28 protein-coding genes and 1 riboswitch are annotated in these 26,626 nt (G+C 34.7%); of the genes, 20 read left to right on the forward strand and 8 right to left on the reverse strand.

The features are described 5' to 3' along the window. The first annotated feature begins 6 nt into the window (after window positions 1-6). From CEY12_RS05185 to CEY12_RS05195, 3 genes are all read left to right on the forward strand, one after another. Window positions 7-840: a type 1 glutamine amidotransferase gene (locus CEY12_RS05185; protein ID WP_089026680.1), complete on the forward strand. Its 834-nt coding sequence runs from the start codon at window positions 7-9 to the stop codon at window positions 838-840. A 76-nt stretch (window positions 841-916) separates the two neighbouring features. Then, window positions 917-2,101 (forward strand): hypothetical protein, encoded by a 1,185-nt coding sequence (locus CEY12_RS05190; protein WP_089026681.1) that lies wholly within the window; start codon window positions 917-919, stop codon window positions 2,099-2,101. 3 nt (window positions 2,102-2,104) lie between these two features. Next, complete coding sequence (locus CEY12_RS05195) at window positions 2,105-2,596, forward strand: hypothetical protein (protein WP_089026682.1); 492 nt, start codon at window positions 2,105-2,107, stop codon at window positions 2,594-2,596. A gap of 49 nt (window positions 2,597-2,645) precedes the next feature. Here CEY12_RS05195 and cphA read toward each other — a convergent pair whose 3' ends face one another. Beyond that, window positions 2,646-5,273, reverse strand: a complete 2,628-nt coding sequence (gene cphA / locus CEY12_RS05200; RefSeq protein ID WP_089029793.1) for a cyanophycin synthetase — start codon at window positions 5,271-5,273, stop codon at window positions 2,646-2,648. 202 nt (window positions 5,274-5,475) lie between these two features. On the opposite strand from cphA, the gene CEY12_RS05205 reads away from it, so the two are divergent. The 3 genes from CEY12_RS05205 (at window position 5,476) to CEY12_RS05215 (ending at window position 7,672) form a co-directional block, all read left to right on the forward strand. Then, window positions 5,476-6,363 (forward strand): cyanophycinase, encoded by an 888-nt coding sequence (locus CEY12_RS05205; RefSeq protein WP_089029794.1) that lies wholly within the window; start codon window positions 5,476-5,478, stop codon window positions 6,361-6,363. Between the two features lie 131 nt (window positions 6,364-6,494). Continuing rightward, window positions 6,495-7,337 (forward strand): isoaspartyl peptidase/L-asparaginase, encoded by an 843-nt coding sequence (locus tag CEY12_RS05210; protein WP_089026683.1) that lies wholly within the window; start codon window positions 6,495-6,497, stop codon window positions 7,335-7,337. Window positions 7,338-7,435: 98 nt separating this feature from the next. Then, window positions 7,436-7,672 (forward strand): YtxH domain-containing protein, encoded by a 237-nt coding sequence (locus CEY12_RS05215; RefSeq protein ID WP_089026684.1) that lies wholly within the window; start codon window positions 7,436-7,438, stop codon window positions 7,670-7,672. 48 nt (window positions 7,673-7,720) lie between these two features. On the opposite strand, the gene CEY12_RS05220 is transcribed toward CEY12_RS05215, so the two are convergent. Both CEY12_RS05220 and CEY12_RS05225 read right to left on the reverse strand, forming a co-directional pair. Next, a complete protein-coding gene (locus tag CEY12_RS05220; RefSeq protein WP_089026685.1) occupies window positions 7,721-8,518 on the reverse strand; it encodes a class I SAM-dependent methyltransferase in 798 nt (265 codons plus the stop codon). Between the two features lie 52 nt (window positions 8,519-8,570). Continuing rightward, entirely contained in the window at window positions 8,571-9,233 is a 663-nt protein-coding gene (locus CEY12_RS05225; protein WP_089026686.1) for a GNAT family N-acetyltransferase, read from the reverse strand. Between the two features lie 157 nt (window positions 9,234-9,390). Between CEY12_RS05225 and CEY12_RS05230 the strand changes: the two genes are divergently transcribed. Continuing rightward, the gene (locus CEY12_RS05230; protein ID WP_089026687.1) at window positions 9,391-10,335 is read left to right on the forward strand and encodes a ketopantoate reductase family protein; all 945 of its coding nucleotides are present in this window, start codon (window positions 9,391-9,393) and stop codon (window positions 10,333-10,335) included. 50 nt (window positions 10,336-10,385) lie between these two features. Here CEY12_RS05230 and hisS read toward each other — a convergent pair whose 3' ends face one another. From hisS to CEY12_RS05250, 4 genes are all read right to left on the reverse strand, one after another. Continuing rightward, the gene (gene hisS / locus CEY12_RS05235; RefSeq protein ID WP_089026688.1) at window positions 10,386-11,753 is read right to left on the reverse strand and encodes a histidine--tRNA ligase; all 1,368 of its coding nucleotides are present in this window, start codon (window positions 11,751-11,753) and stop codon (window positions 10,386-10,388) included. A gap of 93 nt (window positions 11,754-11,846) precedes the next feature. Next, window positions 11,847-12,479 (reverse strand): MgtC/SapB family protein, encoded by a 633-nt coding sequence (locus CEY12_RS05240; RefSeq protein WP_228409797.1) that lies wholly within the window; start codon window positions 12,477-12,479, stop codon window positions 11,847-11,849. A gap of 201 nt (window positions 12,480-12,680) precedes the next feature. Continuing rightward, window positions 12,681-13,136, reverse strand: coding sequence for an HRDC domain-containing protein (locus CEY12_RS05245; RefSeq protein ID WP_228409798.1), 456 nt, complete (start codon window positions 13,134-13,136; stop codon window positions 12,681-12,683). 13 nt (window positions 13,137-13,149) lie between these two features. Then, window positions 13,150-13,485 (reverse strand): single-stranded DNA-binding protein, encoded by a 336-nt coding sequence (locus CEY12_RS05250; RefSeq protein WP_089026689.1) that lies wholly within the window; start codon window positions 13,483-13,485, stop codon window positions 13,150-13,152. 170 nt (window positions 13,486-13,655) lie between these two features. Here CEY12_RS05250 and CEY12_RS05255 point away from each other — a divergent pair, with 170 nt between their 5' ends. The 12 genes from CEY12_RS05255 to CEY12_RS05310 all read left to right on the forward strand — a co-directional run bounded on the left by CEY12_RS05255 (window position 13,656) and on the right by CEY12_RS05310 (window position 22,928). Next, window positions 13,656-14,552 carry an arginase family protein gene (locus tag CEY12_RS05255; protein WP_089026690.1) on the forward strand — a complete coding sequence of 299 codons (897 nt, stop codon included), beginning with the start codon at window positions 13,656-13,658 and terminating at the stop codon, window positions 14,550-14,552. Window positions 14,553-14,562: 10 nt separating this feature from the next. Then, on the forward strand, window positions 14,563-15,159 hold the full coding sequence (locus CEY12_RS05260; RefSeq protein ID WP_089026691.1) for an HPP family protein: 597 nt from the start codon (window positions 14,563-14,565) through the stop codon (window positions 15,157-15,159). A gap of 5 nt (window positions 15,160-15,164) precedes the next feature. Further along, the gene (locus tag CEY12_RS05265) at window positions 15,165-15,515 is read left to right on the forward strand and encodes a hypothetical protein (RefSeq protein ID WP_089026692.1); all 351 of its coding nucleotides are present in this window, start codon (window positions 15,165-15,167) and stop codon (window positions 15,513-15,515) included. Window positions 15,516-15,524: 9 nt separating this feature from the next. Then, a complete protein-coding gene (locus CEY12_RS05270) occupies window positions 15,525-16,430 on the forward strand; it encodes a TIGR01777 family oxidoreductase (RefSeq protein ID WP_089026693.1) in 906 nt (301 codons plus the stop codon). 79 nt (window positions 16,431-16,509) lie between these two features. Continuing rightward, window positions 16,510-18,765, forward strand: coding sequence for an ATP-binding cassette domain-containing protein (locus CEY12_RS05275; RefSeq protein ID WP_089026694.1), 2,256 nt, complete (start codon window positions 16,510-16,512; stop codon window positions 18,763-18,765). A 117-nt stretch (window positions 18,766-18,882) separates the two neighbouring features. Then, window positions 18,883-19,464, forward strand: a complete 582-nt coding sequence (locus tag CEY12_RS05280) for a Crp/Fnr family transcriptional regulator (protein ID WP_089026695.1) — start codon at window positions 18,883-18,885, stop codon at window positions 19,462-19,464. A gap of 67 nt (window positions 19,465-19,531) precedes the next feature. Then, window positions 19,532-19,888, forward strand: a complete 357-nt coding sequence (locus tag CEY12_RS05285; RefSeq protein WP_089026696.1) for a DUF4406 domain-containing protein — start codon at window positions 19,532-19,534, stop codon at window positions 19,886-19,888. Further along, a complete protein-coding gene (gene nudK / locus CEY12_RS05290) occupies window positions 19,878-20,459 on the forward strand; it encodes a GDP-mannose pyrophosphatase NudK (RefSeq protein ID WP_089026697.1) in 582 nt (193 codons plus the stop codon). The genes CEY12_RS05285 and nudK overlap by 11 nt, the downstream gene beginning before the upstream one ends. A 136-nt stretch (window positions 20,460-20,595) precedes the next feature. Continuing rightward, window positions 20,596-21,177 (forward strand): hypothetical protein, encoded by a 582-nt coding sequence (locus CEY12_RS05295; RefSeq protein ID WP_089026698.1) that lies wholly within the window; start codon window positions 20,596-20,598, stop codon window positions 21,175-21,177. A 19-nt stretch (window positions 21,178-21,196) separates the two neighbouring features. Next, the gene (locus CEY12_RS05300) at window positions 21,197-21,685 is read left to right on the forward strand and encodes a hypothetical protein (RefSeq protein WP_172821011.1); all 489 of its coding nucleotides are present in this window, start codon (window positions 21,197-21,199) and stop codon (window positions 21,683-21,685) included. A 35-nt stretch (window positions 21,686-21,720) separates the two neighbouring features. After that, window positions 21,721-22,266 carry a hypothetical protein gene (locus CEY12_RS05305; RefSeq protein ID WP_089026699.1) on the forward strand — a complete coding sequence of 182 codons (546 nt, stop codon included), beginning with the start codon at window positions 21,721-21,723 and terminating at the stop codon, window positions 22,264-22,266. Between the two features lie 128 nt (window positions 22,267-22,394). Next, window positions 22,395-22,928, forward strand: coding sequence for a Crp/Fnr family transcriptional regulator (locus tag CEY12_RS05310; RefSeq protein WP_228409799.1), 534 nt, complete (start codon window positions 22,395-22,397; stop codon window positions 22,926-22,928). An 11-nt stretch (window positions 22,929-22,939) separates the two neighbouring features. On the opposite strand, the gene CEY12_RS05315 is transcribed toward CEY12_RS05310, so the two are convergent. Then, on the reverse strand, window positions 22,940-23,401 hold the full coding sequence (locus tag CEY12_RS05315; RefSeq protein WP_089026700.1) for an Lrp/AsnC family transcriptional regulator: 462 nt from the start codon (window positions 23,399-23,401) through the stop codon (window positions 22,940-22,942). A 154-nt stretch (window positions 23,402-23,555) separates the two neighbouring features. Continuing rightward, window positions 23,556-23,742: riboswitch (cobalamin riboswitch) on the forward strand. Window positions 23,743-24,138: 396 nt separating this feature from the next. Between CEY12_RS05315 and metE the strand changes: the two genes are divergently transcribed. Next, the gene (metE, locus tag CEY12_RS05320; protein ID WP_089026701.1) at window positions 24,139-26,460 is read left to right on the forward strand and encodes a 5-methyltetrahydropteroyltriglutamate--homocysteine S-methyltransferase; all 2,322 of its coding nucleotides are present in this window, start codon (window positions 24,139-24,141) and stop codon (window positions 26,458-26,460) included. Window positions 26,461-26,626: the final 166 nt, after the last annotated feature.

Consider the following 26,626-nt stretch of genomic DNA (forward strand, 5'->3'; position numbering starts at 1 on the left):
TGATGTATGAAAGATATTAGAATCGCATTGCTGGACATGAATAACAACCATGTGAATCAAGGATTTAGAAATATTAAAGAAATCTCTGAAACCTTTAAGCAAAATTCTGAGGAAAATGTTAGTATAACGGTATTCGACGTAAGATACAAGGATGAAATCCCAAATATTGAAGAATTTGATATTTTCATTTCGTCCGGAGGTCCGGGAAACCCACACCGGGAAGGATTTGAATGGGAAACAAGATATGCAGACTTTTTGGATTCTGTATATGCTCATAACAAACATAAAGAAGACAAAAAATATGTATTTCTGATTTGTCACTCTTTTCAATTGGCTAGTATTCACTGGAATCTGGGAAATATCTGTCCAAGAAAATCCTATTCTTTCGGAGTGATGCCTATTCATAAAACGGAAGATGGTGAAAATGAATTTTTATTCAAAAATCTTTTAAATCCTTTTTACGGAGTAGATTCAAGAGCTTACCAGTTTATTGAACCTGATCATGACCGTTTTGAAGAATTGGGAATGAAAATCGTAGCTATCGAAAAATTCCGTCCACATATTAATCTTGAAAGAGCCATAATGGCGATCCGTTTTTCAGAAGAGATATTTGGAACCCAGTTTCATCCTGAGGCAGATCCTGCAAGTATGATTGAAAATTTAAAGGATGAGAAAAACAAGGCGGCTATGATTGAAAACTTTGGAATGGAGAAATACCTTGAAACATTAGACAGAATTGATGATGAGGATAAAATTGTTTTGACAAGGGCACAAATTCTGCCAACATTTTTGCAACATGCAAAAAAGAACATATTAAAAAGAGTGGACGCTCTAGCTTAAAATGGAATAAACCAATAAACGAAACCATATAAATCGAGCAAAACTGCTCGATTTTTTAAAATCACAAAGAAAAAATATGATTCCACGATACAGAAAGCAATTTAATCAGGATTTTTCACAGGAAAAGTATAGCCAGCTTAAAGATATTCTAACCCAAAAAAGCGGTATTGAACCTGCATTCAGAATTTCTGAGAGCCCTTTTTTTCTTACAAAAGAATTTGAACACAAACTCATAGATGCGAGTGAAAGTATCATCGACCAAATAAAAGCATTACCTGCAGAAACCCTTCAAAAGGCTATTCCTGAAAACTGTAATGTTCCAAACGACACGGATCAACCACACTTTTTTACGATTGATTTTGGAGTCTGTAAAAATGCAAATGGAGAAATCGAACCTCAACTTATAGAATTACAGGCATTCCCCTCTTTATATACTTTCCAGAAAACTTTTGAAAATACATTCTGTGAGGTTTACCCTTTTCTCTCCGATATTAAGAATCCGATGTCGGCTGATCAGTTTAGAGAATATTTACGAGAACTAATCGTCGGTGATGAAAACCCGGAAAATGTAATTTTATTAGAAATTTTTCCTGAACAACAGAAAACTGCTATTGATTTTGCACTAACAGAGAAGTTGTTGGGGATTAAAACAGTTTGCCTTACTAAGGTAAAGAAAGAAGGCAAAAAATTATATTATGAAAATAACGGCCAATTAATTGAGATAAAAAGGATTTACAATCGCGTTATTTTTGATGAATTAGACCGGATTCCAGATCTTAAAACGGAATTCAATTTCCGCGAGGAAATAGAGGTCAAATGGATCACTCATCCTAATTGGTTCTTTAAAATTTCCAAATATCTTTTGCCTTTATTAAAGCATCAGTTTGTTCCTAAAAGTTATTTTCTCCATGAATTTCCTGAAAATGAGCAGCTGAAAGATTATGTCTTAAAACCCTTATTTTCATTTGCCGGAAGCGGAGTGAACCTGAACCCTACACAAGATATAACCGATGCTATTCAGGATAAAGAAAATTATATTCTCCAAAGAAAAGTACAATATGAACCAATTTTTGAAGATATCAATGGTGACTTTTCAAAAGCTGAGATCCGATTGCTGTATATTTGGAGAGAAAATGACGAACGCCCTATTCTCCTGGAAAACCTTGGAAGAATGACCAAGGCTGCAATGGTAAATGTGGATTTTAATAAGAAAGACGCGATTTGGATTGGAAGCTCTAATGTTTTCTTTGGAGAAGAATAGATTATGATATTTAAATGTACATTATTTCAGAAACTTATTTTAATCTTACTTGTCTTAAACTTCTCTTTCAAATTAAGAAGCCAACAAAAAGTATATTTTAAACAAGAAATTGGAAAATTTGAAGAAAACCAAAAACTCTACCTTGGTAAAAAAGTAAAAGATGTTTTAAAAGATCTTAAAGTAGATATTGAATTTGCTATTTTGGGTGGAGGTTCGGTTGAAGAATCAAACTTTATTTCTTTGAGATTTGATAATAAAAAAGATTATAACCTCCTGCAAGAAAAAGGAATTGATCCCGCAAGGCTTACACTTTTCATAAAAGAATCTGATAGTAAAACCAATAAACTATTTTATTCTGAAGAAAGAAAAACAATTGATAGAGATCACTTAAAAAATAAGTCTAATATCAAAATTTTAAAAGATTACGCAAATTTTACGATCATTATAATTGAGGCTAATTCTCAACAACCAAAAACAAAAGCGAACCTAAAATAAGGTATAAAATAAAAAGGCTGCCTCACTTTTTGAGACAGCCTTTTCTATTCTAAATTTTATCGTCTTCTAATAATTCCTTAGCCTGATATTCCTGTACCAGCTCTATGGCATTGGAAATAACATCGCTTAAAGCAGTAATAAACGTACCATCTTCAGCCATCCCCATCGCATGTTTCAATGCCTCAATTTCTTTAGGAATAATCTCATAGCTTACATCTCTACCCGCTTCATTAATTCCATCAATAATAAGTCCATTGATCTCCTCTTCTTTTCTTCCACGAAGATGTTTCTCATTTCTTATAATAATATAATCGAACATTCTTCCTGCAATTTTACCGCACAGCTTAATGTCTTCATCCCTCCTGTCTCCAACACCCGAAATAATTCCTATCTTCTTGGTGGATTCCACATTTTTAAGATAGTCTTCAATCGCCTCATATCCATCTGGATTGTGTGCAAAATCGATCAGTACTTTAAAGCTTTTAAACTTAAATATATTCAACCTTCCAGGTGTAAGCTGCGCACTTGGAATGAATGTTCTGAGTGAATTTGAAATATCTTCGATTCCGAAACCATACAGGTAGCAAGCTAAACTTGCAGCCAAAACATTGGCAATCATAAACCGGGCTTTTCCTTCCATAGTAATCGGAAAATCTTTTGCTTTACCAATTCTGATTTTCCAATCTCCTTTCTTGATCGTTACAAAACCTTCTTCATAGACACAGGTAATTTTTCCCTCCTTTGCAAATTTTTTGATGTATGGATTATTTTCATCCAAACTGAAAATAGCGATATTGCTATCGAGATCATTAACAATTCGCATTGAATACTCATCATCAGCATTCATTACACTCCAACCATTCTTCTTTACACTGTCAAGAACTACTCTTTTTACTTTGGTAAGATCTTTTAGATTATGAATATCATTCATTCCCAAATGATCCTCTTTAATATTAGTTAAAACACCAATATCACATTGAGAGAAACCTAAACCTGAACGTAAAATCCCTCCTCTTGCAGTTTCCAGTACTGCAAATTCAACGGTCGGATCTTTTAAAACAAATTCAGCAGAAAGCGGACCTGTTGTGTCCCCTTTTGTCAGCATGGTATTTTGAATATAAATACCGTCAGATGTCGTAAATCCTACTCTATAGCCATTATTTTTAACGATATGAGAGATCAGTCTCGTAGTCGTGGTTTTACCATTAGTTCCGGTTACGGCAATGATAGGAATCGTAAAAGGTTTCCCTTGCGGATAAAGCATATCTACAACAGGAGCTGCGACATTCCTTGGGAGCCCCTCGCTTGGGGCAAGGTGCATTCTGAATCCCGGCGCCGCATTTACTTCAATAATAGCAGCACCACTCTCTTTAAGGGGTTGAGTCAGGTTCTCTGCCATAATATCAATGCCACAAACATCAAGACCTATGATCTTAGAAATTCTTTCAGCCATGGTAATATTTTCAGGATGAACCATATCGGTTACATCAATTGAAGTACCTCCGGTTGAAAGGTTTGCGGTAGATTTCAGGAAAACAATTTCTCCTTTCTGGGGAACAGTTTCAAGTGTATATTGAAGTTTCTCGAGAAGCTCTAGCGTATCTTTATCAACTTGTATTTCTGTCAAGACATTTTCATGTCCATATCCTCTGCGTGGATCTTTATTTTCTTTTTCAATCAGCTTTTCAATATTCAACTCTCCATCTCCCACAATATGAGCTGGTACCCTTCTTGCTGCAGCAACCATCTTGTTATCAATCACTAAAACCCTAAAATCGTATCCTGTGATATATTTTTCGACAATGGTCTTTTTAGAATATTTCTGAGCATGTTCTAACCCTATTTTCGCACTTTCCCAATCATTTACATTAATAGATGATCCTTTTCCATGATTGCCATCTAAAGGTTTAAGAACAATCGGATATCCTATTTTCTTAATCACTCTTTCCAGCTCTTGCTCATCATACACAAGATCACCTATTGGGACAGGAATTGCTGCATCATGAAGCATCCTCTTCGTCAGTTCTTTATTGCATGCAATATCTACAGCAATTGAGCTTGTTTTCCCGGTAATCGTTGCCTGAAATCTCTGTTGGTTAATACCATAACCTAATTGAACTAAAGAATTAGTTCCTAATCTGATCCATGGAATTTTTCTTGAAACAGCCTCTTCTACAATACTTCCTGTAGAAGGTCCTAAGCGAACACGTTCTCTGATCTCTTTTAATTTGTGAACGCATTCATTGATGTCATATTCATTTCCTTCAATTAATGCTTCAGCGATTTTAACGGCTTCTTCCGCTGCAAAAATCCCTGCATTCTCCTCAATATAATCAAATACAACATTGTAAACCCCGGGAGTTTTGGTTTCACGGGTTCTTCCAAAACCAGTATCCATCCCGGCTAATGTTTGAATTTCCAGAGCGATATGTTCTATAACATGTCCCATCCAAGTTCCCGTTTCCACTCTATGAAAAAAGCCTCCTTGTACCCCTTCTGAACATCGATGGGTAATCAAAGATGGTATCATTTTTTCTATCCGTTCCCTAAATCCTTCTATCTTATTCGTAGGCGAATTTTCCATCTCTTCAAGATCCAACCTCATCTGTATCAGCTTTTTCCTTCTGATACTCCAGATATTTGGACCACGTAAGGCCTGTATCTTCTCAATTTTCATAGTCAGTTTGCATTTTTCTTGATTAATAATAACATCTTCTAAAATCAAAGATAATGTAAAAGGATACACAAAACCATAGGCTATTTAAAGATTTCCTGAAAAAAAATTAAATATCATTAACAATCTTAAAAACCTCAAAATCAATTTATATGTATTTGATATTTCCTCGAATATTAATAATTTTTTACATTTGCATACTATGATGAAACCCGTTGGAAAATTAATTGTTATCGGTGGTGCTGTAAATAAAGGAAGCTTTGCAGAAACCGATTATGACCAGAATATAGAAAAGAACCTTAATTTTTTTGAAAGAGGTATTTTAAGAAAGATCATTAATGAATCTAAGTTAAAAGAGAACTCTGTAATAGAAATAGTAACTACTGCTTCACAAATCCCTCAGATTGTAGGAACAGAATACAAGAAAGCTTTTGAGTTTTTAGGTGCTAAAAATGTAAATATTCTTGATATCCATAACCGTGAAGAAGCAAATTCTGATGCTATGGTTGCAAGAGCTAATGCAGCTGACGTTGTTATGTTTACAGGTGGAGATCAATTGAGACTGACCTCTATTCTTGGTGGAACAAGATTCCACGATACTATTCTATTGAAATATCAGGAGCAGGATTTTATTTATTCCGGAACTTCTGCAGGAGCAGCTGCTGCTTCTGAAAATATGATCTATCAGGGAAGCAGTTCGGAAGCACTATTAAAAGGAGAGATAAAAACCACTCAAGGTTTAGGTCTTATTGACAATGTGATCATTGATACCCATTTTGTACAGAGAGGAAGAATCGGAAGGCTTTTTCAGGCTGTTGTCAACAATCCCAGAACCTTAGGAATTGGTTTAGGAGAAGACACCGGACTTTTCATATATAATGATGTAATGACAGCCGTAGGATCAGGCCTTGTGATCATTGTGGATGGCAGGTTTATTAAAGACACCAACCTTACCAATATCAATTTGGGTGAACCTATATCTATTGATAATCTGACGGTACATGTAATGTCGATGAACGATCATTATGATCTTACCACAAAAACACTAACTATCGAAAACTCGCAGTTTAATCCTATCCCACAAGATAAATAGTTCTTTAGAGTGGAAAATTGAAAATGAGGGTTGAAAAATGCAAAACAACTTAGGAATAATTATTCATATAGTTGTAAGTTTATAACTTTCAATTTTCATCTTTCAACTTTCAACTTTCAATTAATCAAACTATGAAAATAATTATCCACGGTGGTTTCTTCTCTGAAAGTGACCAAAGCCATGAAGTAAAGGTTGCCAAACAAAACTCATTAAAAAACATTGCTCAAAAAGCATTTGATTACCTGCAATCAAATTCCTCTTTTGATACTGTAGCTTATGCAGTATCTCTTTTAGAGGATGATGACCTCTTCAATGCAGGTATTGGTTCGCAGATCCAGAGTGACGGTGTCATTCGCATGAGTGCCGCAATTATGGACGGTAATACTCAAAAGCTAAGCGGTGTTATCAATATTCAGGATGTGAAGAACCCTATTTTTGTAGCGAAGGATCTCATAAAAGAAGATGATCGTGTGTTAGGAGGAAGAGGTGCTAAAAAATATGCATCAGAACATGGTTTTGAGAATTTTTCAACAGAAATTCCGCAAAGGAGAAAGGAATACGAAGCCAAACTGAATAACGGAGGAAAAGGAACAGTAGGCTGTGTAGCGATCGATCAATACGGAAAATTAGCTGTTGCCACCTCAACCGGAGGAAAAGGATTTGAAATTCCGGGTAGGATTTCTGATTCTGCAACGGTGGCCGGTAATTATGCCAATTCATTCTGTGCAGTAAGCTGTACAGGTGTTGGAGAAGATATTGTAAGTAATGCTACAGCTACAAAAATTGTGACTAGAGTAACAGATGGTATGGATTTAAAAGTGGCATTTCAAAAAACTTTTGAAGAACTAAAAACAATTGATGGATTTGCAGGAGCAATTGCCATTGATAAAGATGGAAATATCTATCATCAAGACTCTTATCCTACTATGGTGTTTGCAAGTTTTGATGGTTACAATTTTGAAATTTTTAATTAATTTAACATTTTTTTATTAGTGCAATCTTTTTTTTGGCACGTATTTTACATGATACACTATAACAAATTTTTAATATTAATTATAAAAAAATAGAAATCATGGGAAATAAGACAAACGGATTATTAGCTTTATTAGGTTTAGGAGCTTTAGCGTATTGGAAATATAAAAAGTCTACTCCTGAAGAACAACAAGCGGTAAAAGATAAGATCAATAATGTGAAGGATAATGTAAATAAGTGGGGAAATGATCTGAAGTCAAAAGCTAATGATGTTGCTTCACAAGTTCAGGACAAAGTTGATCAGGCTAAAACAAAAGCTGAAGATTCTTTAAGTTAAAACAAGTTTTTTTAACATTCATATATAGAAAAAGTCATCGTAATAATATTACGATGACTTTTTTTGTCCAGTTAAAGCATACACAAGCGGAATTTTGTTTCCAAATCGGGATATTCTCCATTTTCCTTTTTCAAATTCTTCAACATGTTTAAAACAAGGATAAGGGGACCAATCAAATTCTTGGAATTTCTCTATTGCAATATTGTTTTTAATTAAGTTCTGAACAACTTCAGCTAAAGAATGATTCCACATTACATATTTCTGTACAATATCTGCCGAAGTATCCGCGTAGGTTCCTTCATAGGTCTCAACAATTGGTTTTTCATTAAAATAATTATAAGCCACCTCTTTGAAATCATCATCAAACATCCAAACTACAGGATGAAACTCAGCCATTACAAATTTTCCTTCCGGTTTTAAGAAATGATTGATTATTTGTGCCCATCTATCCAAATCAGGCAACCAGCCTATTGTTCCGTAACTTGTAAATACAATATCAAATTTTTCATTTAAAACATTGGGTAGGTCATAGACATCAGAACAGATAAACACTGTATCTTTCCCACATTTGTCGGCAAGATCTTTTGCCGTTTCAATGGCTTTATCAGATAGATCAATACCTGTAACTTTTGCTCCCAGTCTCGATAATGATATAGAATCCTGCCCAAAATGGCATTGTAAGTGTAAAATGCTTTTCCCTTTGATATCTCCTAAAAGATCAAGCTCAATAGAGTTGAGTGAGCTTCTTCCTTTTATAAACTCATCTACAAAGTAGAAGTCCGATTTCAAATGAGGATCTACTTTCGCATTCCATGAGTTTTTATTAATTTCTAAGTAATTGTCCATGGTTATTTATTCAATAATATTAGGTTTTGCAATATTAATCATAATTTCGCAGCTATTCCAATTGAAAATCTTCAGAAGGAACTACAATTGAGGTATAAGGGCTGTACACCTGCCACCCCAAAGACTCGTACAATGATTTGCCTTCTGGGGTAGCCACTAAAAAATTGTTCGGAACCCTTTTTGACAATGCAATTTTTTCTAACTCTTTCATTACAAAAGAACCTAAACCTCTCCTTCTGTGATTAGGATCTGTTATGATCTGATCATAAACTGCCAAATCATCGACAAGAGCAACTCTTCCTATTGCTGCCTGTTCCCCACTATCTTTAGTAACGATATTAACCACATAAGTGGAATTATACTGCTCATATTCAATTTGATAATCTTCAGGAAGCTCACGATTCAGAAAATTCATAGTATGAAAACATGACATCATATATTGATCTCCCTGCATCTGCCATTTTGAAGGTATTTTATCTTTAAATGTTTCAAAAGCTGAGGATACTTTCAAAAAAACCAATGGTTCATTGATTGATTCTGACAATTCAATAAAATCATCATTGGGCTCACAAAATAAATAACGCTTTTTTTGGGTAGGAGCATTTACATCTACTGTAAAGCCAGATTTGTATGGAACAGGTAAAGGCAATTCTCTGGATAATGACCATCCTTTCAGCCATTTTTCTATTACATCAATAGATGCTTTATTTTTCATGATATGGTTATTAAAACTTCGATATAAATATAACAATTGATTGATCTTATCTCACAAGAAATATAGATTATATGCATCTAAAAATATTAAAATAAATTACCATCTTTAATGTAGTATAATATTTCAAAGTAGATTTTATATAAATAAAAATAATTTCATGAATAAAAAACATATTACCATTATAGGCCTTGGTGGCGTGGGTGGTTATTTTGGCTTTAAAATTAGTCAAAACAATGAAACTTTTCAACAATATACCATCTCATTTGTTGCAAGAGGTGAAACCTATAAAAAATTAAAAGAAGAAGGGTTAATGTTGATTTCTCCTGAACATCGTCATAGTAAAACCCGTCCTAATGAAGTTTATGAACATATTAAAGATGTACCACATCCAGATCTGGTATTAGTATGCGTAAAAGAGTATGATTTAGAAAGAGTTTGCAATGATTTAAAAGAAGTCATTAATAAAGAGACTATTTTGCTACCCATGATGAATGGTGTTGATATTTATGAAAGAATGAGAAAAGTTCTTCCAGATGTTATTATTCTGCCTTCATGTATTTATATCGCTTCTCACATCAAAGAAAAAGGAGTTATTGAACATAAGGGAAAAGGAGGAAAGATAATTTTTGGTAAAGATCCCTTACATCCTTCTAAAGATGTTAGCTGGGTACTGAGTGTACTCGATGAAAGCCGGATTGATTTTGATTTTAAGGATAATCCTTCCAGTGACATTTGGACGAAATTTACCTTCATAGCAAGTTTTGGATTGGTTACGGCTAAATATAATTCATCGATGGGCAAGGTTTGTACAGATCCTGTACAAAAAGATGAGGCAACACAAATAATGAAAGAAATAGAATTAATTGCCCATAAAAAAGATATTTCCCTTGACAAAGATCTTATTGAAAAAACTTTTGAAAAAGCATCCACATTTCCATTTGAAACTCCAACATCTATACAGTTGGATATTAATTCTGGAAAAGAGAACAGTGAACTGGAATTATTTGCCGGAGCAATTATAAGATATGGAAAAGAACTCGGGATAGAAGTTCCCTTTACTCAAAAAATATATGAAGAGCTAAAAGCTAAAATAAACTCATAAAATAAAGCCTTCCCACAAGTGAGAAGGCTTTATTCATCTTTTATTATTCTTTATCCCAGAAACTCTTCCAGAGAAACTGTTTTTTGTTCTCCAGCTTCAAGGTTTTTAAAAGTTACTGTTCTGTTTTTAATCTCTTCCTCACCTAAAAATACAAGGTTTTTGATTCCCTTCTTCTCAGCGTAAGTAAATTGTTTATTTATTTTTGCATTTTCCGGATATAATTCTGCCGAGATCCCTTTTTCTCTTAGCTGCATAATCAGCTTTAAAGCTTCAAGAGTTTCTTCTCCTCCAAAATTAGCAAACAGATATTCCATTTTCGATGTTGCTTCTTCAGGAAAAAGCCCTAATTCTTCCATCACCAAATAGATTCTATCCAGTCCAAAAGAAATACCTATTCCAGGAATATTTTTCACTCCAAAAACCGCAGTAAGATTATCGTATCTTCCACCACCACCAATGGAACCCATCTGAGCCTCATCCGCTTTTACTTCGAAAATAGCTCCTGTGTAATAATCTAATCCTCTAGCTAAGGTAATATCAAAAACAAGGTTCTGCATATCCACACCCAGGCTTAAAGATTGTGTAAGAACAAATTCTAATTCCTCTACTCCCTTCAGCCCTATTTCATTACCTACAAATTTTTCTTTAAGCTGAAGAAGGTTTTCCAGAGCATCATTCGACTGAGAAAATAAGAAATCTAATTTATCAATCGACTTCTGAGAAATCTCTCTTTCCAGTAGTTCTTTTACAACGCCCTCTTTTCCTATTTTATCTAATTTATCCAGAGCCACTGTAAAATCAATTAGTTTATCTGTGATTCCAGCATATTCAGCTAAACCTGAAAGTATTTTTCTATTATTAACGTGGATGGTCACAGAAACTTTTAGATCTGAGAATGACTTCAGATATAATTGAATTAAATCTACTTCCTGTAAAAGGCTCTCGCTTCCTACTACATCGGCATCACACTGATAAAATTCTCTGAATCTTCCTTTCTGAGGACGGTCTGCCCTCCACACCGGCTGGATCTGGTAGCGTTTGTATGGGAAAGTTAACTGCCCATGATTCATAGCCACGAACCTTGCGAAAGGAACTGTAAGATCATAACGAAGGGCTTTATCAGTAAGACTTTCTGAACTAAAGGGCTTTTCCAAAGCTCTTTGAAAATCATTAAGCATCACTGTTTTCTTATCTTCTTTAGCTTCATTAATACTCGAATTTAAGATTTTAAAGATCAAACGATCACCTTCTTCTCCATACTTCCCCGTTAATGTAGAAAGGTTTTCAAAACTTGGTGTTTCCAATGATTGGAATCCGAACAATTCGAAATTATTCTGTAAAATATTGATAATATACTTTCTTCTTGAAACTTCCTGTGCGGTAAAATCCCTCGTCCCTTTTGCTAAGCTTGGCTTCATTTTATAATAGATAAATGATAAATAATAATTGATAAGTCATGCAAAAATAAGGAATTGAAAGGACTTTTTAAATCACGGAGTGCTCTTAATTATTTAAAATTTGAACTCATCGATCCCGCTGTCATTAAATAAAATTTTTGTGCAGGCTTCATGATTTTTTAAAGCCCCCTGTACACGCCATACAATCGTATATTTTTCACCACTCCTCATTTGTTTGCCCCTGCTCGATTTTAAATCATATTCTTTGAATATGGCTTCATACTTATCTACAACTTCATCATTATAAGGTAGAGTGATCTGGTAAGTATAGCGAGTCGTAATTCTATCAATAACATTTTGTACATATTTGAATATAATAAGAAGTAAAACTACAGATATGGAACCAATAACAGCTTCTTTATAATATTCTGCCCCTATCGTCATCCCCAATGCCGCACAAATCCATATGGTAACGGCTGTTGTAAGACCTGACACTCGGTTTTCCTCTTTAAAAATAACACCCGCTCCCACAAAGCCTATTCCGGTAATAATATTGGCTGCTATTCGGTCAGGGCTTCCCTGATCACCTAAATTAAGAGACAGCATTGTAAACATACAGGAACCCAATGTAACGAGTATCATCGTCCTTAATCCTGCTGATTTCAACTGATATTCTCTTTCAATCCCAATTATACCACCAATTATAATTGAAAATACTATTGGAATTATATCATTTATGCTAATCATCTGGCTGTTTTTTGCGTACCTCAAATTATTATTTTTTTATCTTATTTACAAGCACCTTATTAAAAACATCATTAATTTTTCATTAAATTCTAATCCTATTTTCTATATGTAGTGGAAGATATTATTTTTAAAAGCAGAGGAAAATTATTTCCCTCTGCTATCCTACTAACTAATCATTTGTGTTTATTGATCAATTAAAAATCAGATACTCTCCAGAATTTCAAGTATTTCTTCACCATAATTCTCAATTTTATGCTTACCAAAACCTTTGATATCCAGTAACTCTGCTTTTTTTGCCGGTTTATATTTTGCAACAGACAATAACTCTTTATTACTTGCTATAAAATAGATTGGCAAATTTTGTTCTCTTGCCTTTTCCGATCTCCAAAGCTTCAAAGCATCTAAAATCTTTGTTTCATCACTATTCAACGTCTCATTATCGGCAGAGTATTTTACCGTTTTCGCTTCTTTAACACTGGACAGAATGTTTTTCAATTCTTCAAAGTATAATACTACGGTCCAATAATTCTCATCCTGGATAAAAGCTGTTTCCGTTTTAATAATGTCATGATTTCCAAGGAAATCGTCTAATGCCTTTTGATCGATATATAAAAATTCTTCAGGCAATCGTATTTTAAAAACTTTCACTCTCATCATTTGTGTTTTTGTATTATTTATTACCTCCTAACAACAGAATTTCATCAACCCTAATCTCTGTGATATACCTTTTCACACCATCTTTATCATCATAAGATCTGTACGTTAATTTGCCCTCAATCGCAATTTCCTTTCCTTTTGGAACATACTTCTGCATAATTTCAGCAACTTTTCCGAAAGCGATCAGATTATGCCATTGCGTTTCTTCTACTTTTTCACCTTTTGCGTTGGTGTAGTGATCACTCGTTGCTAAAGACACACTTGCCTTTACATTTCCGCTATCGAAGTTTACCATTTCAACTTCTTTTCCTGTGTAACCAATTAATGTTACTTTGTTTCTTAGTGACATAACTATATTTTTTTTAATTAATAATTTAGATAAGAGACGTTCACTGGTTTCTCAAATCTCTGTTGCAAAGATTATCTTCTCAGCACATTAAAGTCGGTTATAAACTATTTAAATTCGTTTGTAGTCGTTTACAAACGGATAATCCGTACCTTTGAATAAATATTCATGATATGAAAAGAGCGATCAATATCTTTGAGTTTCCTTTTAATCTGGGCCTTACCAAAAAAGAACATGAAATTGAGCCCGGAGTAAAAAAACTTCCTGACTGGCTTAAGAAATTCAACTTTCATACACAACTCAATCCCAGCAATATATTCAGACTTGAGGGCCCTGAATATGCAATGGATTTTGATGAAGAAACTCAGGTCAAAAACCCTGATCAAATCATTGAATATGCTAAAAAACAATCTGATCTTATTCTGAAAAATTACAATAAAGAAATTTTCAATATTATGATCGGTGGTGACTGCAGTATTCTGATAGGAACTGCGGTCGCACTCAAAAAACTTGGAAATTTTGGTTTGTTTTATCTTGACGGGCACACTGATTTCATTCCACCTCGTCTTTCTCCCAGTGGAGGTGTTGCCGGAATGGATCTTGCCCTAATTGCAGGACTGGGACATGAAAAACTAACGAATATAAATGACCTTAAACCCTATCTTTTAGAAGAAAATATATTCTGTGTCGGAAATGCAGAAGTCGATGATCAGGAATATGTAGATCAGGTAATCAATTCTGATGTTCATTATTACGATCTGTACCAGTTAAGAGAAAATGGATTTCAAAAGACCGCTGAAGATTTCTTAAAAATAGTTCAGGATAAAAATCTTGACGGTTTTTTCATCCACTTTGATGTTGACGTCTTAAATGATAAAATAATGCCCGCTGTCGACAGCAGAATGGAGGATGGAATCGATTATCATAACCTTAAAGAAATTTTAGTTCCATTGATCGACAATGAGAAATGTTTTGGAATTGAAATTACTATATTAGATCCGGACTATGATAAAGACGGGCTTTATACAAGGGCTTTTATCGAAAATTTAGTTCAAATAATAAAAAAATAAAGAAGAATTTATGAAGCAGAAAATAAAAAGAACGATCAGAGTCTCGAAATATGTAATTTATAAAGAAACCCTTGTAGATTATAAGGAGCATTTCTGGTCATTCTTAGGAGCATTTTTTGGAATCGGAATCATCGCATTCATTCAATCACACTATCTTTTGGAGCAAGAGAATGTATTTCTCATCGGTTCGTTTGGAGCTTCGAGTGTATTGATTTATGGCGCTATCCAAAGTCCGCTGGCTCAGCCACGGAATTTAATTGGCGGACATGTTATTTCGGCTATTGCCGGTGTCACTGTTTATCAGATAGTTCCCGATATATTATGGCTCTCTGCTCCTCTCGCGGTGTCATTTTCAATTGTATTGATGCAGTATACCAAAACCCTTCATCCTCCTGGCGGAGCTACAGCACTTATTGCCGTAACTTCTTCTGGAAAAATACCTGAGTTGGGCTATTGGTACGTCCTATCTCCTGTTTTATCAGGATGTCTTATTTTGTTTCTGGTGGCTTTGTTTTTTAATAATATTACTCCCAACAGAAGCTATCCTGCCCATAATCGATTTATAAGGCTATTAAAGAAAAAACGCGAACACAAAATGAAAAAATAAAATGTATGAATTGTCTCGAATGTGGCGAAAAAATCATCGGGAGGTCTGATAAAAAGTTCTGTAATGATGCCTGCCGTAACGCCTATAACAATAAACAGAACAAAGATTCCAATAACTTTATGCGGAATGTCAACAATAAACTCCGCAAAAACTACAGGATCCTGACAGAAGTAAATATTGAAGGTAAAACTAAAATCACCCGATCGAAGCTCGATGGCTTGGGTTTTGATTTTGATTACTTTACAAATATCAAAGTATATAAAAACGGATCAGAATATAAATTCATCTATGATTACGGATATAAACTTTTGGAAGATGATTTTGTCCTGATTGTAAAAAATCAGGCTAACCCATAATTAAATACCATGAAAGAAGTTGTTTTGATTACAGGAGCCAGTGGAATGATCGCACGTGAATTATCTAAAAATATCGCTCAAACATATACCGTACGACTTTTAACACGGAAAAAACAGCAAGACAACGAATATGAATGGGATGTCCGTAAAAGAACCATCGATGAAGATGCTTTTGAGAGTGTAGCACATATTATTCACCTTGCGGGAGCTAATATTTCTGAAAAACGATGGACCGAGGAAAGAAAAAAGGAAATTATTTCCAGCCGCATTGATTCCGCAAAACTCTTATTAGACACTCTGAAAAAGAAAAATATTAAACTTAAATCTTTTATTTCAGCTTCCGCTGTTGGGATTTATGGAGTTCAGACTTCGCAGAAAATCTATACGGAAGAGGATGAAAAATCAAATGATTTTCTGGGGCATGTAGTAACACTTTGGGAATCAGCAGCAGATGAATTCCTTATAGAAAATGTGGCCGAGCGAGTGGTTAAAATACGAACATCAATTGTTCTATCTGAAAAAGAAGGAGCATTAAAAAAGATGGCAGTTCCCATCAAGCTTGGAATAGGCTCCCCCATTGGAACCGGTAAACAGTATATGCCATGGATCCATTTAAAAGACATGAGTGCTATTTATGAATTTGTCCTAAAAAATTCAGAGGTAAAAGGGGCATATAATACGGCATCTCCCCAACATACAACCAATGAAAATTTCACGCGTAAAATAGCTGAAGTTTTGCATAAGCCATTGTTTATGCCCAATGTTCCTTCTTTTATTTTGAAACTTATATTCGGTGAGCTGTCAGTTGCTTTACTAGAAGGTTCAAGAGTGGATTCTCAAAAAATTCAGGATGCTGGCTTTAAATTCCAGTTTCCGGATCTGAAAAATGCATTGGAAGATTTGCTGAAAAAGTAAATCCTCCTTTTAAAAGATACCTGTTAAGAAGTATCTGTTCCATGTTAAAGTACCTGATTTCAACTCTAAATATTACATTATGAAAGACATCATTGTTACGAATGCCAGACAGAATAATCTTAAAAATGTTTCATTAAGGATTCCCAAAAATAAAATTACGGTATTTACCGGAGTCTCAGGATCGGGGAAATCTTCTTTAGTATTTGAAACCATTGGTGCTGAAGCTCAGCGGCAGATCAATGAAACACAGAATAGTTTTATCAGAAACCGGTTACAGCATTTTGGAGTTCCTAATGTTGATAAAATTGAAAATCTGAATGTTCCTTTTATTATCAATCAGAAAAGATTAGGCGGAAATGCCCGTTCAACAGTTGGAACCGTTACAGATATTTATGCATCTCTACGATTACTTTTTTCAAGAATAGGCAAGCCTTTTGTAGGATACTCTAATGTATTTTCCTTTAATAATCCTCAGGGAATGTGTCCCGAATGTGAAGGACTTGGTTTTGTACAGACTGTAAATATCAATACGCTATTCAATAAAGAAAAGTCATTGAATGAAGGAGCTATACAATTTCCAACTTTTCAGCCCGGTGGCTGGCGGCTTACCCGCTACATTCACTCAGGGTATTTCGATAATGATAAAAAATTAAAAGACTATACATCGGAAGAATGGGATCTGCTCCTCAATGCAGAAGAGCACACACCTAAAAAACCTTCCAAGGAATGGGGAAAAACAGTAAAATATAAGGGTGTCATTCCAAGAATTGAAAATTCTTTTTTAAAAAAGGATTCCAAGGAAAATATAAACAGGAAGGAAACTTTAAAGAAGGTCATTATTACGAAAGAATGTCCCGCATGTCATGGGAAACGCCTCAACCCCAAAGTGCTTTCCTGTACCATTAAAAATAAAAACATATCCGACTGTACGGCACTTTCAATTGACGATCTCCTGGTATTTATACAGAAAATATCCTCTGAAACTTACTCCTCAATTCTCCTTGAATTGGAAAAAAAATTGCAAAATCTTATTGATATCGGATTACAGTATCTCACACTGGACCGGCAAACTGATACGCTTTCCGGAGGTGAATCCCAGCGGGTAAAAATGGTAAAACAATTAGGAAACAGTTTGGTTGACCTACTCTATATTTTTGATGAACCGAGTATTGGACTTCACCCTAAAGATATAGATCATATTGTAGACATCATTATGAAAATAAGGGATAAAGGCAATACCGTACTGATCGTTGAACATGATCCTGATCTTATCAAAATTGCAGATATGATCATAGATATGGGGCCAAGCTCCGGAAAAAATGGTGGAGAGGTAATGTACCAGGGTTCTTTTAAAAGTTTAAAAAACTCCAAAGGCAAAACAGGTAGCTATTTCAATAAAAAAAGAGGATACAATAAAAAGCCAAAGATTGCAAAAGGTTATATTGAAATTAAAAATGGGAGCCTCTTTAATGTAAAAGATATTAATGTGAAAATTCCAACAGGAATCATGACCGTAGTGACGGGTGTTGCAGGTTCCGGGAAAAGTACCCTGATCAATAAAATATTGCCTGCATTTTATCCTGAAATAACGGTTATAGATCAATCTGTGTTTACTGCCAGCGTCCGTTCCAATTTACTTACTTATCTCAATCTTTCAAATTCTGTAAGAAAACTTTTTGCCCAGGCAAATAATGTTTCAGATAAACTTTTCAGTCGTAATGGAGAAGGTGCCTGTCTTAACTGTAGAGGTCTCGGAGTAGAGAAAGTAGATCTTGCATTTATGGATGATATTGAACAGCCCTGCGAAGTGTGTCATGGCTCCGGGTTTAAACCCGAAGTCCTGCAATATAGATATCACAAGAAGAATATTGCCGAAGTAATGGATATGACCGTTCTGGAGGCTCTGCAGCTTTTTCCGAAACCTGAATTTGGAGATCAACTTAATCTATTAATCAAACTCGGGCTTGATTACTTAACCTTAGGCCAACGTCTAGACAGTTTTTCAGGAGGAGAAAGACAGCGTCTGAAACTTACAAAAGAACTCAATCAGACAGCTCAGGTTATCGTTTTAGACGAACCCAGCACGGGGCTTCATCCTATTGATAATGAAAAGCTGCTCTCATTTTTTGAAGAATTATTTCAAAAGGGAAATACATTGATCGTTATTGAACACAATCTGGATATCATAGCACATGCTGACTGGATCATAGATATTGGTCCCGGAGCAGGAAAATTAGGGGGTACAATCGTGTTTGAAGGAACTGTAGAAGACCTATTAACAGCTCCTTATTCTGAAACCTCCAAATATCTGAGGAAACACTTGCAGGGAAAATAATAAAATGGGCCTTTATTGATAAATATTCCCAATTTAAAGGGATTTTAAAGGATTTGTTGAAAAAGAAATATTAATTTAGCAATTGTATCACAGAGAAAAAAAGATCATCCGATAACCATGAATGACAGCTTAATCTTAAAGAATATATCCCAACATATTTCGCTAAGCGATGAAGAGGCCCATTATTTCATTTCTCTATTAAAAGAAAGAAAAATTCAAAAGAAAGAATTGATTCTGAAGCAGCAACAACTTTGTAAAGAGATCAGTTTTGTACATTCAGGAATTCTAAGGGCTTTTTATATGGATACTGCAGGAAAAGAATCCACAATCATGTTTGCAATGACTGATTGGTGGATCACGGATATGTACTGTTTTGTAAACCAGAAGCCTGCAATGCTGAACATTGAAGCTCTTGAGGACAGCGTGGTCTTTCAGCTGAAAAAAGATGACCTTGAAGAGCTCTATTCCAAAGTTCCGAAATTTGAAAGGTTTTTCAGGATCATGATGCAGAATGCTTATACCAGGGAGCAACTTAGAATCATTGAAAACCTCTCTCTTTCTGCTGAAGAACGTTACTATACCTTTATTCAAAAATATCCGTTAGCTGCTGAACGTATCACTCAAAAACAAATTGCTTCATATCTGGGAATCACACCGGAGTTTTTAAGTACCATAAAAACAAATAAACATAAAAAGTAAAGGGTCTTAAACTATCTTATTTTTTTTTCATGACATGTTCCGTTATTTTACTTAAAAATAAAAGATTATGCTAATACTTATTGCCGGTCCCTACCGAAGTGGCGCCAATGATGATCCCCAACTCATCCAACAAAACCTGAATAAACTTGAATCCGCAGCCTTACCCATTTTCAGAAAGGGACATGTTCCTATGATTGGAGAATGGGTGGCACTGCCTTTAATACACCTTGCCGGATCAAAACAGCTGGGCGATGAAGCCTGGCAGGAAATACAATACCCTATCGCTCATCGCATTCTGGAAAAATGTGATGCCATCTTACGTTTGGAAGGAGCCTCAAAAGGAGCCGATGAAGATGTAAGAATTGCCAAAGAAAGAGGCCTTACAATTTATTATAATATAGACGATATTCCTTATGCAGAATAAGAACATAAAAATCACAAAAACTGAAATTTTATCCGATAACTGGTACACCTTAAACAAAGTTACCTATGAAATACAAAAAAAAGACGGAACAGCAGACATCCAAAGCAGAGAAGCATATGACAGGGGAAACGGTGCGACAATCCTTCTTTATAATACCCAATCCAAAACTGTTATTTTAACACGACAATTCCGGTTACCTACTTTTATTAACGGGAACACCACCGGAATGCTTATCGAAGCCTGTGCCGGATTATTGGATAATGACAATCCCGAAGATTGCATTAAAAGAGAAACGGAAGAAGAAACCGGCTATCAAATTTCCAAAGTAGAAAAAATTTTTGAGTCGTATATGTCTCCGGGATCGGTTACTGAAATTCTCTATTTTTTCATTGCAGAATATTCGAAAGAAATGAAAATTACTGATGGTGGCGGGCTTGAGGACGAAGGTGAAGATATTGAAGTTTTAGAGTTATCCTTCGATGGAGCATTGAAAATGATCGATACAGGAGAGATCAAAGATGCAAAAACAATCATGCTTCTCCAACATATTCGCGTGAAAAACATTTTGTAGCATCATCTTTGCTGCTAAAAAAACTAATATCCATAAAACTCAATTTAAAATAAAATAAGTATTTTTTCACCCCGGTTTCTTGTCATTAGAATTTCCTGAAAAAGAAAGTGAGAAATACATTTAAACTTAAAAAAATATGAAACGGCAATTTTCATTTATAATCTTGTTATCATTATCAATAGCTACTTACGGCCAGAAAAAAGAAAGTACAGCTGCTAAAGAAAAAGCGATCACCGAACAGTTCAAAAATGACTATAAAAAGAAAACTTACAACAAATTTGAAGGAAAGATTGTTGTGAAAGATTCTCAGATTCAATTTGATGACAAAACGATCTTTTATGATAAATCAGATAAAATAACAAGCCTGATATTGCAACAGGGACTTATTTATCCCCAGCTTCTAACGGATTATCAAATGGAAAAATTCATAGACGAAAGCACCGATAAAACCCAGAAAAGATTTCTACGTCTTCAAAAAAATCCACGTGCCGGTTTCGATGTTAATAATGTAAAACTAAGCAATACTACAGCATTGACCTTCTTAGATTCAAATCCTAAAGCCAAAAGATTTAGAATTACCTGTAAGGATAATAAACTGGGTAATCTGATCCAATATCTTTTTGAGCTGACCAATAAAAATGCAAGCAAAGAAACGACTCTGGAAGAATTTATTAAAAATTCAACATTGACGTATCTGCAGCAGCAGAGATTGGACTAATTTCACGACTAATAAATCAATGAAACAAGGTACTTTTTTAATTATATTTTTCTTTTTACTTAGTAATTGTAATTCATCGTCTTCAAAAGAAAATAAAAATCCAAATAGTGACAAAATGGTAATAGATCAAGCTGAATTAATTGAAAACGTGAAATTAGCAATTAATCCAAAATTTCAGGATTGGGTTCTTTTTAAGAATGGCACTTATATTATTTTTGACAATGCTGATACGATAAAGAATATTAATGATGAAGCAATAAGTCAAATGAAAGAATTTGGACCTGTATTTGGAGGTGGTCCAGCTGGTGATTTTGGTGTTACTCATTTAAATAAAACAGAAGGTTGGATTGTTTCGGGACATGGTTATGGAATGTATACTTATGTTAGTACCTCAGAGATTGAGAATAAAACTCCAAATGACGTTGAAATAGGTATGTTTGGCAGGAATAAAAGAAATCTGGATGGTAAAAATCCTAAGATTATATATGTAAATACTCGTAAAAAGTAATATTTACATTTTTAACCCAATTCTTCTATTTGCAAATGCCAAAAAAAATCTCAAAATCTCAGATCGTTTTTTTTTCTATTTTAATTATTCTTTTTTCAATTTATAGTTTCATTTTAAAGCCAATAATTAAAGAAAGATATTTACATTCAGATCTTAAAAATTTTGAAGATGGATCTTGGAAATATACAATTATCACGTTTAGTATTCTCTTAATTATTATGTTTTTTGCTATAATTAAATCTAAAACAAAAGATCTTTCAAATCTACCTGTCGGCATTCTGGTTTTAGGATTGGTTTGTTTTGCGGGGCTTCATCACCCTGTCAATTATGTTTTACTTTTTGTAAATATTAAAACAGGAAAAGAAAAGATTGTCAGAAAATATGAGATTGTTAACCATAAGGAACAAAGTGTATTTTGGTTAGATGCAAATGAAAATTCCATTCATGATAACAGCGATTTAGATAGAATAAATAAATGTAGAGCTGAGAAAAATTTAAAGTCAGTTTTTGAAATGAAAAATAAGGACAACATTATTATTCGCTTTAAAAAAGGAATAATGGATATTAATTATCTTTATTAACATTTTAAACCACAAATATCACTAATAATAACAGTAATAATCACAAATCCGCAGTAAGTAAATAGTGTCATTTGTGTCATTTGTGTTTGAAAAAAGTCGAAATAATTACATTTAATATCCGAATGAGTATGATGCCCACTAATGAAAATGCTTTAGCCGAAATACTCAGTAATTTTGATCAAGAAGAATTACCCGCTAAAACCTTGCTAACAGAAGAAGGTAAAATGGCCCGCAGGTTTTACTATCTTGAAAAAGGCGCAGTTAGGGGATGGCTAAATAATGATGGTAAAGAAATTACTTTTCAGTTTTTATTTGAAGGAAACTTTATCTCATCCTGGGAGAGTTTATTTCATCACTTACCCAGTATTTATAACATCGAAACGATAGAACCTTGTACAGTTTACAGTACTTCAATTGAAGAATTCAGGCAAACAATGGAGCACAATCCTGATATCAAAGAGTATTATTACAGTTATTTGCAGGAACGCCTGCTTAAGTATCAGAAACTTTTCATTTCGCGTATAAAGGATAGCGCAGAAGAACGATATGCTGAACTAATAAAGCAATCCCCTGAAATTTTTCGCCGTATCCCCCAATATTATATTGCTTCCTATTTGGGGATAACATCGGTATCATTAAGCCGTATAAGAGGAAAGAAATAAGATATTCCAGTTTATATAGTTACTCCATGGTTATTCTTCACCTCTGCCATTACAAAAGTACTGTGGGTACTTCCTATGGAGTCTACAGAACCTAATTTATTAAAAACAAAATCCTGATAATGTTTCATATCCCGAACCTGAACTTTAAGTAAAAAATCGAAATCTCCTGAAATATTATAACATTCTGCAACTTCTTCAATCTGTACAATTTCTTTTACAAACTGATTTCCAACAGAACGGTCATGAATTTTTAATTTCACCTGACAGAAAACAGTAAAACCCCGATTCAGCTTTTCAGCTTCCAAAACAGCTGCATAATGTTTGATATAACCTTCCTGCTCCAGTCTCTTAACTCTTTCAAAAACAGGTGAAGGTGAGAGATTCACTTCTTTGGCCAATTCTTTTACCGTCAGTTTAGCATTCTTTTGCAGGATCCTTAACAATTGAAGATCCTTGTCATCAAGTCTTTCCACAGGATAATATTCTTTTTAACGTTGATATTTTCAAAATTACAGAATAAATATCTTTTAATATCAATTAAAATAAAATATTATGCTTAATATTTAAAATAAATCCAATTAAATCACTTTATTCAATACCTTTACACCCTATTTTGTTCTTTAACATACTTCATCAAACGGAAAAGGTTTTACTTAAGGTAGATTAATAGGGAATCGTGTGAGAATCACGAGCTGTCGCGCAACTGTAAGTAACATACCAAAGGTTTTTGTCCTTGAAGATCCACTGCCACAAGCGGGAAGGATGACAAAAACTGTTACAAGTCAGGAGACCTGCCTGTTCCGAATTGACAATGCTTTCGCGGTCTGAAGCTTTTGGTCATACAGATGATACTTTTTTGAACGTATTGGGTGGTTTAAACTTGGAATGGATATGAGTTTAAACGCAAAGATTTATTGTATTGATTCCTTAGTTTTAAGGAGCAAAGAAATGCGACGATGTCGCTGATGAAGCTTATGGATAAAACGTACGCTTCTTCAAAATCAATTTTATTGATTTCATCTTTGCCTTCTTACATAAAGAGCAATTATAAATAAACTTTGCGTTAAAAATAAACTCAGAATATTATTTCCTGACCCAAAAATTACGTCCATATTGTATCTTCTTTATTGCTAAAAAACTCTTTCCCGGTCGCATTACGAAGCATTATAAGAACTTTTAAAACCAAAATTTAATTAAAAGTTTAAAAGAAATGCAAACACACATCCTAGGCTATCCGCGAATTGGTAGCAACAGAGAACTTAAAAAAGCCTGCGAACAATATTGGGCAGGAAAAACATCTTTACAGGAACTTTTGGAAGTAGGAAAAACCATCAGAAAGCAGAACTGGGCATTGCAGCAGGAAGCTGGAATCGATCTCATTCCATCCAATGATTTTTCTTTTTATGATCAGGTTCTGGATCTTACATTATCCGTTGGAGCGATACCTCCGCGTTATCAGGAAATAGCTGCGAAAGAAACCAGTACAGAGATTGATCTGTACTTCGCAATGGCAAGAGGACATCAGAAAGATGGCCTTGATATTACGGCTATGGAAATGACAAAATGGTTCGATACCAATTACCATTATATCGTTCCTGAGTTCCAGAAAAGCCAGCAGTTCAAATTGTTTTCCAATAAGATTGTCAATGAATTTATTGAGGCAAAAGAAGCCGGAATTGATACAAAACCTGTCATCATCGGATTGGTTACTTATTTACTATTAGGAAAGGAAAAAGAAGAAGGTTTTGACAAACTGGATTTGGTTCAGAATTTACTTCCTGTATATACAGAAATTCTAAAAGAATTAGAAAACAACGGAGCAGAATGGATACAGTTTGATGAACCGTTTTTAGCATTGGATCTGGATCAAAAAGCCAAAGAGGTTTATCAGGTTGTGTATGCTGAAATTGCAAGGCAGTTCCCTAATCTTAAGTTTATTGTGACCACTTATTTCGATGGGCTAAAAGATAACCTTTCATTGGCTACTACCCTTCCTATTGATGCTTTACACATCGACTTAGTACGTGCGCCGGAACAATTGGATGAGGTGATTAATGCAATTCCCGAAACATTAATCCTATCTCTTGGAGTGGTTGATGGAAGAAATATCTGGAAAAATGATTTCAGCCAGTCTTTGGTTTTTATTAAGAAAGCAATCGCTGCATTAGGTTCTGAAAGAGTTTTTATTGCTCCATCATGTTCTTTACTACATGCACCCTTCGACCTTGACCTGGAGAAAAATGAAAACATCTTATCTCCTGAGATCAAGCAATGGATGGCTTTTGCCAAGCAGAAAGTTTCTGAAGTTGTCTCATTGAAAAAATTAGCTTCAGAAAATCCGGATTATAACACCCTACAGGAATTGGCTGAAAACAAAAAAGCGATTGAAAACCGTAAAGTTTCCACGTTAATTCATAATAAAGATGTTAAGAACCGTGTTGAGATCACGACAGAGAGTGACGCCCAAAGAAACAGTCCATTCAATGTCAGAAAAGAGACACAGCAAAATGCATTAGTACTTCCATTATTCCCTACCACAACGATTGGATCTTTCCCACAAACGAAAGAAGTAAGAAGCTGGAGAGCCCAATTCAAAAAAGGAGACCTGACTGCTGAAGAATACGATCAATTACTTAAACAAGAAACCCAAAGAACCATTATCTGGCAGGAAGAAATCGGAATTGATGTGTTAGTTCACGGAGAATTTGAGCGTAACGATATGGTTGAATATTTTGGAGAACAACTGGCAGGATTCGCCTTTACTCAAAATGGTTGGGTTCAGAGCTACGGAAGTCGTTGTGTAAAACCACCGGTAATTTATGGAGATGTGCACAGACCTCATCCAATGACGGTATACTGGTCACAATATGCTCAGTCATTAACGCAAAAATGGGTTAAAGGAATGTTGACGGGTCCTGTAACCATTCTTCAATGGTCATTTGTACGTGATGATCAACCTCGTTCTACAACATGTAAGCAAATCGCTTTGGCCATCCGTGATGAGGTTAACGATCTTGAAAAAGCAGGAATCAGAATTATCCAGATCGACGAACCAGCTATCAGAGAAGGTCTTCCTTTACGTAAAGCAGAATGGCAGAACTACCTGCAATGGGCGGTGGAAGCTTTCAGAATCTCAGCAAGCGGCGTTGAAGATGCTACACAAATCCATACCCACATGTGTTATTCCGAATTTAATGATATTATCCACAATATCGCTGATATGGATGCCGATGTAATCACCATAGAATGCTCCAGAAGCCAAATGGAATTATTGAATGCTTTCGCAGACTTTAAATACCCTAATGAGATCGGCCCAGGAGTTTATGATATCCATTCTCCAAGAGTTCCATCAAAAGAGGAAATGGTCGCATTATTGAAAAAAGCACAAGCCGTAATTCCTGCTGAACAGCTTTGGGTAAATCCGGACTGTGGTTTAAAAACCCGTCATTGGGATGAAACTGAAAAAGCATTGATCGCTATGGTAGCAGCTTCGAAAGAGGTGGCTGCGGAGTATGCGACAGAGAAAGTTTAATAGAGCTGATTATTATTTTTTATTGAGGCAGGGGTGTGAACTCCTGCTTTTGTTTTGCAATTAGCATATGCTATGTTTTGGCTAAGCCAATATCATTTACTAAAGAATAAGTGGGCTAAAGCCCACTCCTATTGATATGTATAATTGCCATCTATATACTATTAGG

The organism is Chryseobacterium sp. T16E-39 (assembly GCF_002216065.1).
GTDB lineage: Bacteria > Bacteroidota > Bacteroidia > Flavobacteriales > Weeksellaceae > Chryseobacterium.

What these genes read in the sequence shown, in the direction of transcription:
- CEY12_RS05295 (WP_089026698.1), top strand. Translation starts at nt 20,596, where the DNA reads ATGAAACGGCAATTTTCATTTATAATCTTGTTATCATTATCAATAGCT.
- CEY12_RS05265 (WP_089026692.1), top strand. Translation starts at nt 15,165, where the DNA reads ATGAATTGTCTCGAATGTGGCGAAAAAATCATCGGGAGGTCTGATAAA.
- CEY12_RS05260 (WP_089026691.1), top strand. Translation starts at nt 14,563, where the DNA reads ATGAAGCAGAAAATAAAAAGAACGATCAGAGTCTCGAAATATGTAATT.
- nudK (WP_089026697.1), top strand. Translation starts at nt 19,878, where the DNA reads ATGCAGAATAAGAACATAAAAATCACAAAAACTGAAATTTTATCCGAT.
- CEY12_RS05305 (WP_089026699.1), top strand. Translation starts at nt 21,721, where the DNA reads ATGCCAAAAAAAATCTCAAAATCTCAGATCGTTTTTTTTTCTATTTTA.
- CEY12_RS05210 (WP_089026683.1), top strand. Translation starts at nt 6,495, where the DNA reads ATGAAAATAATTATCCACGGTGGTTTCTTCTCTGAAAGTGACCAAAGC.
- CEY12_RS05310 (WP_228409799.1), top strand. Translation starts at nt 22,395, where the DNA reads ATGATGCCCACTAATGAAAATGCTTTAGCCGAAATACTCAGTAATTTT.
- CEY12_RS05230 (WP_089026687.1), top strand. Translation starts at nt 9,391, where the DNA reads ATGAATAAAAAACATATTACCATTATAGGCCTTGGTGGCGTGGGTGGT.
- CEY12_RS05240 (WP_228409797.1), bottom strand. Translation starts at nt 12,479, where the DNA reads ATGATTAGCATAAATGATATAATTCCAATAGTATTTTCAATTATAATT.
- CEY12_RS05280 (WP_089026695.1), top strand. Translation starts at nt 18,883, where the DNA reads ATGAATGACAGCTTAATCTTAAAGAATATATCCCAACATATTTCGCTA.
- CEY12_RS05225 (WP_089026686.1), bottom strand. Translation starts at nt 9,233, where the DNA reads ATGAAAAATAAAGCATCTATTGATGTAATAGAAAAATGGCTGAAAGGA.
- CEY12_RS05245 (WP_228409798.1), bottom strand. Translation starts at nt 13,136, where the DNA reads ATGATGAGAGTGAAAGTTTTTAAAATACGATTGCCTGAAGAATTTTTA.
- CEY12_RS05185 (WP_089026680.1), top strand. Translation starts at nt 7, where the DNA reads ATGAAAGATATTAGAATCGCATTGCTGGACATGAATAACAACCATGTG.
- CEY12_RS05195 (WP_089026682.1), top strand. Translation starts at nt 2,105, where the DNA reads ATGATATTTAAATGTACATTATTTCAGAAACTTATTTTAATCTTACTT.
- cphA (WP_089029793.1), bottom strand. Translation starts at nt 5,273, where the DNA reads ATGAAAATTGAGAAGATACAGGCCTTACGTGGTCCAAATATCTGGAGT.
- hisS (WP_089026688.1), bottom strand. Translation starts at nt 11,753, where the DNA reads ATGAAGCCAAGCTTAGCAAAAGGGACGAGGGATTTTACCGCACAGGAA.
- CEY12_RS05220 (WP_089026685.1), bottom strand. Translation starts at nt 8,518, where the DNA reads ATGGACAATTACTTAGAAATTAATAAAAACTCATGGAATGCGAAAGTA.
- CEY12_RS05215 (WP_089026684.1), top strand. Translation starts at nt 7,436, where the DNA reads ATGGGAAATAAGACAAACGGATTATTAGCTTTATTAGGTTTAGGAGCT.
- CEY12_RS05250 (WP_089026689.1), bottom strand. Translation starts at nt 13,485, where the DNA reads ATGTCACTAAGAAACAAAGTAACATTAATTGGTTACACAGGAAAAGAA.
- CEY12_RS05190 (WP_089026681.1), top strand. Translation starts at nt 917, where the DNA reads ATGATTCCACGATACAGAAAGCAATTTAATCAGGATTTTTCACAGGAA.
- CEY12_RS05300 (WP_172821011.1), top strand. Translation starts at nt 21,197, where the DNA reads ATGAAACAAGGTACTTTTTTAATTATATTTTTCTTTTTACTTAGTAAT.
- CEY12_RS05255 (WP_089026690.1), top strand. Translation starts at nt 13,656, where the DNA reads ATGAAAAGAGCGATCAATATCTTTGAGTTTCCTTTTAATCTGGGCCTT.
- CEY12_RS05270 (WP_089026693.1), top strand. Translation starts at nt 15,525, where the DNA reads ATGAAAGAAGTTGTTTTGATTACAGGAGCCAGTGGAATGATCGCACGT.
- CEY12_RS05205 (WP_089029794.1), top strand. Translation starts at nt 5,476, where the DNA reads ATGAAACCCGTTGGAAAATTAATTGTTATCGGTGGTGCTGTAAATAAA.
- metE (WP_089026701.1), top strand. Translation starts at nt 24,139, where the DNA reads ATGCAAACACACATCCTAGGCTATCCGCGAATTGGTAGCAACAGAGAA.
- CEY12_RS05285 (WP_089026696.1), top strand. Translation starts at nt 19,532, where the DNA reads ATGCTAATACTTATTGCCGGTCCCTACCGAAGTGGCGCCAATGATGAT.
- CEY12_RS05275 (WP_089026694.1), top strand. Translation starts at nt 16,510, where the DNA reads ATGAAAGACATCATTGTTACGAATGCCAGACAGAATAATCTTAAAAAT.